We start from the raw sequence: 9,404 nt of genomic DNA on the forward strand, positions 1-9,404 counted from the left end.
AAGGATTTCCGACGTATCGCGACCCGCTATGACAAGCGAGCCGATATCTTCCTCTCCGCAATCCTCTTGGCTGCCGCACTCACTTGGTGGATCAATTGAGTCCGGACCCTAGAGCGAGAAACCAGCAGCGCCTACGTTCCCGCTGATGGCGTCGCGACCTTCGAGAGCGTTTGGCAGACCGTGCGTGATCGCTTTTACGATCCGCGCCACAACGGACTGGACTGGCCGGCGGTTCGGGAGAGATATCTTCCAGACGTGCAGCGGGCAACCTACCAGGACTCTCTGGTGCGCGTCATCAATGCCATGTTGTCTGAGCTGCACGCTTCGCACACGCGTTTCTATACGCCGGATGACCCGGAATATTATCAGCTTGCAGACATCTTTGTCGGCGCACTGCGACGCCGGGGACTGCAGCGCGCGTTTCCAGACGGCCGCATTTCCTATCCTGGCATAGGCATCATTTCAGCTTTCGAGGCGAGGAACACAATCACCGGCGTCATAGATGGAACGCCGGCTCAGCAGGCCGGCCTCCGTGCCGGCGACGAAATCATTGCGGCTGACGGGACCGCATTTGAACCGATCGGGTCCTTCCATGGGAAGGTCGGCAAATCGGTTGTCTTGGAGGTCCGTCGGGGCGCCGCGGTGGTGCAAATCCCGGTCAGGCCGGTCGACCTCGAGCCCACCGGGATGTTCTTGCGTGGGTTGGAGTCCAGTGCGCGCGTCATTGAATCCAACGGACGACGCATCGGCTATGTGCACGTTTGGTGCTATGCCGGGTCCATCTATCAACGCGCTCTTGAACACCTGCTGTCGCAAGGGGCGTTGAAAGACGCGGACGCGCTGATCTGGGATTTGCGGGATGGCTGGGGCGGCGCGCAACCCGAATATCTCGACCTGTTCAATGGCCGCGCGCCGACAATGCAGGTCACCGACGGAAGCGGCAGGAGCGAATTCGTGAATGTGAAGTGGCGCAAGCCCGTTGCGATGCTGATCAACGGCGGTACGCGCAGCGGCAAGGAGGTCCTGGCCTATGGCTTCAAAAAGTACCGGTTGGGCGAACTCATCGGTACCCGGACAGAGGGCGCGGTCCTTGCCGCCACCGCATTCCTCATTGGAAGCGGCTTGCTGCTGCTCGCAGTCGAAGATGTCCGGGTCGATGGCGAGCGCCTGGAGGGCGTGGGCGTGACGCCGACGATCGAGGTCCCGGCAGGCGCGGCCTCCGCCGGGGCAGACGACCCTCAACTGAGCCGTGCTGTCGCGGTTCTGTCCGGGACCTGATCCGAGCGTCAGACTCATTCGCCAAGCAGAGGCAACACGAAAATGGTCATTGGAAGCGCGTCTCGGTTCGCCGGCGCAGGCTCTTGTCAGTTCAGATCGCCCTGAGTGCGCCCTCAGCGCGTGATGTCAGGACGATCCAGCCTCGTGATGCAGCTCGCCACCCCGCATCAAGCGGCGGGCGATGTCGGCCGTCTGCTGGGACGCGCGTTCGGTCGGGAAATGGGCCGCCAGATAGCGGGCAACCGCGATGAGGATGTGCCGACCCTCGTCCGTGTCGCCCCACGCGCCGAATTGCCGGATTCCCGCCTCCAGCATCTGATACGCATGGAAGCCTGCATCTTCGCGCAGCACCGCATGCGCGAGCGTGCCGATCAGCGCCTGCGGCGAATGGCCGAGCGTGAAATGCCGTGCCACCAGGCTTGCGGCGAGATCGACCTGTCTCTGCCGGTCGAAGGCGTCGAGCAATGCGGCGCCGATGGTCTCTGGATCCGCGGGCAGATCATCGAGCTGCTCGCCGCCGTCGCCGGGGACGCGCGCCGGCGGCACATTGAGATAGCGAGCAAGGTAGAGTGCCATCGCTCCGTGCAATATGCCGCGGACGGCTGTGACGTGAGTGTCGATGTTGGCAGTCCCGATGCGCGTCAGCATCTGGTGGACTGCGTTGGCGTAGGTGAAGACGTGATGCGCCGTCTCCCAGTCGGCGTGCTCGTTGGCATTGCCGAAGCGCGCAACCCTGAGCGCTGCCGCGTATGCGAGGGATTGGCCAAGGTCGGCTGGAGCGGCACCGGCGCGGATCGCCTCCTTGAGCGCGTCAACGATCCCAGCCGGATCGTCAACGAGCAGCTCTTGAGCAAGCGCGGCGTGGCCCGACCAGTCACGCGAGCCGCGTCGGGCAGCGAACAGGTCCGCGACTTCGCTGGTTGATTCCTCACACAACGCAATAAGGTCAACGGGCTGGCGCCAGGCCGTCGATTCCTCGGCGCCACGGGCCGCTACCAGCTGACCAACGACAGTCGGCAGCAGAGCCGCCGCGTGTTGCCAGCCGATCAGGTCGAGGCACTCGAACGCCTTGTTGATGAAGTCGAGCGAGTGTCCGGTGTCGGCGAAAGCCCGCTCGGTCTCGGCGGCGAACAGGGCATCAGCGAGTTCAGCCGGGGAGAAGCCGGCCGCGACCGCCGTGAGCAGGGTGCGCTCGGCCGCCTCCCGATGGCGCACGTTTGTCCACCGCCGCAGCCAGCGTTTGAGCATGGCCGGATCCGGCCGGCTTCCAAGCGGTGCGCGTTCCCGCCGCGGCGCCTCGCCGTCGCAGTCCGCCGCCACGCGGCGCGCGCCGTGGAAGAGAGCGAGATAGGCCTCCTCATCCGGCAGCAGAGGCAGGAGATTGGCGAGCGCCGTAAGGATCGTAAGACCGACGCCCCAGCCGTCGCGATTTTGCGCCCCGAACAGCGCCACCTGCCGTGCGATTTCGGCCTGCGGTACGCCGGCCGCGAGCTGACCATGAATGGCCTTGGCAATGACGAGGCCAAGGTCGTGGGCGAGGCCGTTCGCAAGCCGCTGATGCCAGTGCGCGGCGAGATCGGCAGGAGTGAACGTAGTCTTCACCCAGACCTCACCATTGTGCACCTCGACCGGGCAGATCGGCACGTCGTCCGCCCACAGGTCGAAGGTGCAGCCGCTTTCGAGATCGAAGCGAGCGTGGTGCCAGTGACAGGTCAAGATGCCGTCCTCGACGCTGCCGCGCTCGAGCGGGAAGCCCATGTGCGGGCACCGATTGTCGAGGGCGAAGACGCGCCCGCGGTCGTAGATGACGAGGATCGGGCGATGGCCACCGCGTACAACGAGCCGCCCCTTGAGCCTCAGCTCCTCAAGGCTGCCCGCCAGCACAAATTCCTCGCTCGGCGCGTCCATGAGCATACCTCCCATTGCCGCTTTGGGGGCACCGCAGGTACTCCATCACATAGGCATTCTCTCGCGCAAAGGCGAGAGCGCAGGCGAGCTCATACCACTGTCATCTTGCGCCTGAGATCGGAGGCGAAGATGGCCTTCGGGATCAGGGCGTGAACGCCGCGCACGATGTCCACCACCTGCGTCACGCGGAAGCTTGCGGCGATGCTGCACAGGGCGTAGGCGTCGAGCTCGCTGATCTTCGCCCGCGTCGCCAGAAACTTGATTGCATTGCGCGCCGCAAGCGTCATCGCCGCGTTGAGGTCCTTGTCGAGTCCCATAACGATCCAATGTGTGTCTGTTTCCGCCACCGGCCAAGCCAGGTTCTTCTGCTTGTGCAGGATGATCTGGATGCGCAGCTCTTTCAGCCGCGTCTCCAGCGCGGTGAGGGAAATCTCGCCGTCCCCCTGCACCGCGTGGCTATCGCCCGTATAGATGAGAGCGCCCGGCTTCCACACCGGGATGTAGAGCGTCGAGCCTTCGGACAGCTCGCTGAGATCGAGATTGCCGGCGTGCGGGCCCGGAGGCACCGAGCTGGTCACGCCGGGGCTCAAGGGCGGGAAATAGCCGTCGGGCGGCGCAACGCCCAAGGTGCCCTGGAACGGCTTCAATGGGATGCTGATGTTGGGCATAAACTTGCCCGTCATGGCGCCAAGGTCGAGATCGACGTACTTGATCTGCCCCTGCGCATAGTCCTGCGGAAGCAGACCCGTGCCGAGCGACCCCGGGTTGTTGAACACCGCGCCCCATTCGTAGGGGCGGATCGACTGGTACCGGACTTCCAGCACGTCGCCCGGTTCGGCGCCGGCCACAGCGATTGGTCCGATGATCGAATGTGGCCCCCGGCCGGGATTGCTCACGCGCAGCTGCGCCAGGGTACCAATCGGCACTCCTGGCTGCATTTCATTCAGGAAGTGCGACCAAGTAGCGGGGAAGCTGATGGTGTCGCCCGACTCGATGCTAAGAATCGGCGGCAGGGTGGCGTCGAATACGCCGAGCCGAACCGTTTCCTCGGTCGAGGGAACCACGTGCACGCGACCGTCAGGCTGGGAACGGCGCATAGGTCCGGCGCCGGATTCCTGCGCCTGCGCAAGGCTGGTGAACCAGGGCTCGACAGCAGCCAGCACACCCAAAAAGCTGCTCGCTTGCAGGAACTTCCGGCGCCAGCGGCCACGGGCCGACAAGTAGCCATCAAAAATCCCCTGATCGACGTGGTCCATATGGAGGAGGCGATCGGAGGCGCGACTGTCAAAGGCAGCGTCCTTGATGTCCTCGCGGATGATACCGGTTCCCTTCTCGTCGCCGCAGCCGAAGAGGTTGGCGCAGGCGTGATGGTGATCGGGAGCGTGTTGGTGTGCGTGCTCGAGTTCTGACATGATGACCCTCGCAATAGAGCCCCCTCGCGACATCGATCGTTTCGTGCTCGCCATGACGAAGTTATCGTCTTCGTCTCCCTGACCGACCCTCCGAGCAGAGTCGAACGATTCTCGGAAGTTCTGGAATCGAATGGTCCTCCTGATGCCGCGGGCCGCGCGCCGTCGGCTTATTGCTTCTCCGCCGGCGCCACGGGAAGCACGGCTGCCACACCTTCCGGATTGATGTTGAAGGCCAAGAAGACCAACGGCTCGTTGCCCGGGTTTCCCCATTGGTGGACGAGGGTGTGCGGCTCATAGATCAAGGAACCAGGTCCTCTGGTTTCAGTCTTACCGTCGACCGTGTTCGCCCCGGTGCCCGAAATGATGAAATAAAGAGCCGCGCCCGACCGATGGTGTGGCGGGTTGGACGGCATCTGTGCCGGAAATGTTACGCGGGTGAGATTGAGCTCATAGATGCCCGGCTTCAGGTCGGGAATGGGCTGCACCGTACGATACAGTTCTTTTACAGCGGCAGGTGGCGTCTCGGCAGGTCGACCCAAGTCGGCCGCGGAGACAAGAAAGAAGTGGAGGAAAGTCGACGGGGCTCCGGTGCCCGCTGTGAGTGCCGCGGTCTTTCCGTTGGCGACAAATCGCCCCTCTCCGGTGTTGAGCATTTTGGTCTCGCCATCGAGAAACACCTCGGTCGATCCCGACATCTGGTAAAGGATGCCGTCGGCCTCTGACACGCTGCTCTTCTCGCCTGGCTGCAGGATGACACTGACGGCTTTGAAATGGAGCGGCGCGTCCACCACAATCGGCAGTGTGGTTGCAGCGATAACGGTCCGGGTAATTGCCGATGGGGCGGGCGTCGTTTGTGCTGCTCCGGGAGCGGGCAGTGCCATTGCGCCGAGCAGCAGGAGTGCTCTCGTCATGGACAGCATGACGGCCTCCCAGTTCAGGGGATCATCGAACCAGCATACGCTCTTCCGGCGCCTCTTGGAATGGCCGGCGGCCTTGAGCTGCTGTTGGCCGGATCAATGCGCATATTCGGGATCGCGTCGCCCTTCGGCCGAAGTCGCGGGCTCGGCTATCAGCTTAGCCCTCGATACCAGACGACAAACCGTAGGCGATGAACTTGGCCGCTCCATTCGGGTCGATTTAGCCGCGCCCCGACCATTTCCGGTCAGCCCCTGAGAGCCGACGCACGGACATGGGTTGGTTCGTCGCGTTCGGGTCAACTGAGTCTATTGGGCCGTATGTCAATCACGTCCGGCCTATCCGCAACAGCCGACACTAGTTCAAGGGCAGGGTACGCCGCGTATGGGCCAGGAAAAGACATCGCACGCGTGGTTTGGCTATGCGTGTGTCGCACGGTCAAAGTGCTCCGCGACGTGCTAACGAGCGCAGACCGTGACAAACGCAAGCTCTTGAAGATCGCAGGTGGCTGCACGATAATCCGCCTGCTGGATGGCGTGTCGTTCCGCAGTCCGTGCGAGGATGCCGGAGGCATCCTGTAGCCGGTCTTGATTACCGAAGTGATCCGCTCGGCCAGACCTCACGTCCCGACCTCATGCGCCTGCGCCCTGTCCAGAAAGGTCTCATCGGGATCTTGGAGCTTGACGTGCCGGCCATAGTGCCCGCAGCCACCGACTAGATCGCGGCCAGACACTTTAGAGCGAGCGGGTGGATCGAGAAGTCAACCTATTGATCGAGGGAGGATATGCCATGCGAGCATCGCCAAACTATTCGCGTCGTCGCTTCCTTCATGCCGGCACGGCCGGGGTTGCGGCAACCGTCGTCGCCGCGGCAACGCCCGTTCGTGCGGCCGAGGCGAGCATGCAAGCGCCACCCCCGACGGCGACGGCGCCGCGGATTCTGCGCAAGCCACCGCTGCCTGAATTGGCGCGCATTGCCAAATCCTACAACTTGGATCTCAGCCGCGACGATCTGACGTCGTTCCGCAACCTCATGGACGGTGTGCTCGCGTCGTACCGTCGCCTGGACCAGTTTGCGGAGCCGACATTGGCGGTAAAGTACCCGCGGGAGGCGGGCTTCCGTCCACGCGCCTCGGACAATCGGCTGAACGCTTGGTACTGGAGGTGCTCGATCAAAGGCGCTAGCTCGGGGCCTCTCGCGGGCAAGAAAATCGCCATCAAAGACAACGTGTGCGTCGCCGGCATCCCAATGATGAACGGTTCCAATGTGCTAGAGGGCTACGTCCCCGACGTGGACGCGACCATTGTGACCCGCATCCTCGATGCCGGTGGGGAGATCGTCGGCAAGTCCGTGTGTGAGCATCTTTGCTTCTCGGGTGGCAGCCATACCTCCGACACTGGGCCAGTGCTCAATCCGCACGATCCGAAGCGTTCTGCTGGGGGCTCCTCCAGCGGCAGCGCCGCGCTCGTCGTCGCGGGCGAGTGCGACATGGCCATCGGGGGCGACCAGGGAGGTTCGATCCGAATTCCAAGCTCTTTCTGTGGTGCAGTTGGCCACAAGCCAACCTATGGGCTCGTGCCATACACAGGTGTCTTCCCGATTGAATTGACACTCGATCATACCGGGCCCATTGCCCGTACCGCCCGCGATACCGCCCAGCTTCTCGAGGTGCTCGCCGGGGCCGATGGCCTTGACCCGCGCCAATCGGGTGGACTGCGTACGGAAGCGTATGCCAAGCAGCTCACCGGACACGCCCGCGGCCTGAATATCGGGATCGTCAAGGAGGGGTTTGGCTGGCCTAATTCTGAGCCCGATGTCGACGCCATGGTACGCGAGACGGCGCAGCGCCTGACGGGAGCGGGGGCAACTGTGAGCGAGATATCGATCCCCCTTCACCGCGACGGCATCCATATCTGGAACGCGATCGCTGTCGAGGGCGCTACGGAACTGATGGTGGCCGGCAACAGCATGGGAACCAACTGGAAAGGGCACTATACGACTTCGCTCCTGGACTTCTACGGCCGGAGCCGGCGGGTGCGCGCCAACGATCTCTCGGAGACCGTCAAGCTCGTCGTCCTGCTTGGCCAGTACATGCAGGACAATTACCAGGGCCGCTACTACGCCAAGGCTCAAAACCTCGCGCGCGTGCTGCGCGCCGCCTATGATGAAGCGCTCAACGGCGTCGACCTTCTGCTTATGCCGACGTTGCCTTTGAAGGCCACGCTACTCCCAGCCCCGGACGCGAGCCGCGAGGACTACGTTGCGCGGGCACTCGAAATGATTTCCAACACTTGCCCGTTCGACGTCACTGGCCATCCTGCCACCACGGTTCCGGCAGGCATGTCGGCAGGGCTCCCTGTCGGCATGATGCTGATCGGACGCCACTGGGAGGACGGCACCGTGTTGCGTGCGGCTGACGCCTTCCAGATCGTCGGGTAGACGGCAGTAGCGAATTGCCGGCTAACAGCAACGCCGGCGTCCAAGGTTCGGAAAGAGGCCCGCGAGCTATCTGATGCGAGCCTCTGGCGCCAAGCCTGCGCTAAGGCCCAACGCGTCTGGTCGTCCGGACCAGATTCGACGGGCGACTCCGTGACCTTGGCCGGTTCAACTTGGCGATAGCAAGCCGCGTGGCTCTGACGTTCTCGCACTATATCAGTGACATTACGCCGAGCGGCCATGCGGTGGATCGCGTTACTTTCGGCAGAAGAAGTCGGGCGGGCCTGTCAAGATTGAGCTAACTGAGCAACGCGACAAGCAGTCGACGACACTCTCAGAGCACCATGGAAACCCCGCGAGCATTTCTTCGCTTCAAGGGAAGCCGGCGAGATTGTACAATCTTCTCGCCGTATGAAGGCGCCTCGTTGTCCTCAATGGGCCTGCAACGACTAAGGCGTCATGGAAGTCGGAGTTCCGCTTGAGGAACCTCGTTCGCGCTGCCGGCGGGAGTGATCGTGACCGGTGGCCAGTTATTGCAATAGCAGGGCTAGGCGTGAGGCGGGTGAACCGCCTTATGCCCTTGAAAGTTGCCAATGCGAGCGGAAGACGTAGAGGCTTTGCGTAAAGACATGCTCGCGGTCATCGCCGCCAGCGCCTTTGCGCTGCGCGACACGATCGGCAAGAGCGCCTTTGACGAACGCGTCATGACCGCCCTGGGCAAGGTGCCGCGGCATGAGTTTGTGCCAATCGAATTTCAGCCCTACGCGTATGCCAATATTCCGCTTCCAATTGGCTTCGAAAAGACGATCTCGCAGCCATTTATCGTCGCCTTAATGACCGATCTGCTCGACGTCAAGGCCGACGACAGCGTTCTCGAAGTCGGTACCGGTCTTGGCTATCAGGCCGCTGTCCTCGCGCAGTTGGCCCGCAAGGTATACTCCGTTGAAATCATCGAAGAGCTTGGCCAGAAGGCGAAACAACGGCTCCGGCAGCAGGGCTGCAGCAATGTCGAACTCAAGATTGCGAATGGCTATCACGGTTGGCCAGAGCACGCGCCTTTTGACAAGGTGATCGTGACGGCCGCTCCCGATCTCATTCCTCTTCCGCTGATCCACCAATTGAAAGCGGGTGGGAAAATGGTCATACCGGCCGGCCTGCCCAATACGCAGCAGCTCATTCTGGCGGAGAAACTCGCCAACGGCAAAATGACGATGAAGGAGATTCTGACCGTCCGGTTCTCTCAACTCGAGGAGACTGGATCCGGCTTGTGATAAGCCGGTGGCGCATCCGCAGCGGAGCATGGCCACAATGAGCGAGAGCATCAGCGCGGTTAGCCTCGTGACCCCCTGTCCCTGTCGGAAACCTAATCCAGCTGGCCCGTGAGGCCGGATTGCGCAATGCTTCTGTCTCATGAGAGAAGCTTACAGCCTGGTCTGGTCGGTGCTGGTCTTATTG

General features: G+C 62.7%; 6 protein-coding genes and 2 pseudogenes. 5 read left to right on the forward strand and 3 right to left on the reverse strand.

Features of this window, described 5'->3' with window-relative positions; genetic code table 11:
• The 3 genes and pseudogenes from AC630_RS47480 to AC630_RS48145 all read left to right on the forward strand — a co-directional run.
• Positions 1-99 (forward strand): annotated as a pseudogene (locus tag AC630_RS47480) (IS5/IS1182 family transposase); the annotation flags it as partial.
• Between the two features lie 72 nt (positions 100-171).
• Positions 172-297, forward strand: a pseudogene (locus AC630_RS48140) (hypothetical protein); the annotation flags it as partial.
• Positions 298-303: 6 nt separating this feature from the next.
• On the forward strand, positions 304-1,278 hold the full coding sequence (locus AC630_RS48145) for a S41 family peptidase (RefSeq protein WP_349539916.1): 975 nt from the start codon (positions 304-306) through the stop codon (positions 1,276-1,278).
• 126 nt (positions 1,279-1,404) lie between these two features.
• Here the strand turns inward: AC630_RS48145 and AC630_RS36805 are convergent, their stop codons facing one another.
• From AC630_RS36805 to AC630_RS36815, 3 genes are all read right to left on the reverse strand, one after another.
• Entirely contained in the window at positions 1,405-3,186 is a 1,782-nt protein-coding gene (locus AC630_RS36805; protein WP_245330630.1) for a Rieske (2Fe-2S) protein, read from the reverse strand.
• An 89-nt stretch (positions 3,187-3,275) separates the two neighbouring features.
• Positions 3,276-4,598: an acetamidase/formamidase family protein gene (locus AC630_RS36810; protein WP_167561352.1), complete on the reverse strand. Its 1,323-nt coding sequence runs from the start codon at positions 4,596-4,598 to the stop codon at positions 3,276-3,278.
• Positions 4,599-4,765: 167 nt separating this feature from the next.
• The gene (locus tag AC630_RS36815) at positions 4,766-5,518 is read right to left on the reverse strand and encodes a cupin domain-containing protein (RefSeq protein WP_083636528.1); all 753 of its coding nucleotides are present in this window, start codon (positions 5,516-5,518) and stop codon (positions 4,766-4,768) included.
• 895 nt (positions 5,519-6,413) lie between these two features.
• Between AC630_RS36815 and AC630_RS36820 the strand changes: the two genes are divergently transcribed.
• Together AC630_RS36820 and AC630_RS36825 are read left to right on the forward strand one after the other, a co-directional pair.
• Positions 6,414-7,952: an amidase gene (locus tag AC630_RS36820; RefSeq protein ID WP_074123288.1), complete on the forward strand. Its 1,539-nt coding sequence runs from the start codon at positions 6,414-6,416 to the stop codon at positions 7,950-7,952.
• 590 nt (positions 7,953-8,542) lie between these two features.
• Positions 8,543-9,220, forward strand: coding sequence for a protein-L-isoaspartate(D-aspartate) O-methyltransferase (locus tag AC630_RS36825; protein WP_074123287.1), 678 nt, complete (start codon positions 8,543-8,545; stop codon positions 9,218-9,220).
• Positions 9,221-9,404: the final 184 nt, after the last annotated feature.

The organism is Bradyrhizobium sp. AS23.2 (assembly GCF_001908185.1).
Lineage (GTDB): Bacteria > Pseudomonadota > Alphaproteobacteria > Rhizobiales > Xanthobacteraceae > Bradyrhizobium.

Coding starts and splice junctions, on each gene's coding strand:
- AC630_RS48145 (WP_349539916.1), top strand. CDS start 304: ATGTTGTCTGAGCTGCACGCTTCGCACACGCGTTTCTATACGCCGGAT.
- AC630_RS36805 (WP_245330630.1), bottom strand. CDS start 3,186: ATGGACGCGCCGAGCGAGGAATTTGTGCTGGCGGGCAGCCTTGAGGAG.
- AC630_RS36810 (WP_167561352.1), bottom strand. CDS start 4,598: ATGTCAGAACTCGAGCACGCACACCAACACGCTCCCGATCACCATCAC.
- AC630_RS36815 (WP_083636528.1), bottom strand. CDS start 5,518: ATGCTGTCCATGACGAGAGCACTCCTGCTGCTCGGCGCAATGGCACTG.
- AC630_RS36820 (WP_074123288.1), top strand. CDS start 6,414: ATGCAAGCGCCACCCCCGACGGCGACGGCGCCGCGGATTCTGCGCAAG.
- AC630_RS36825 (WP_074123287.1), top strand. CDS start 8,543: ATGCGAGCGGAAGACGTAGAGGCTTTGCGTAAAGACATGCTCGCGGTC.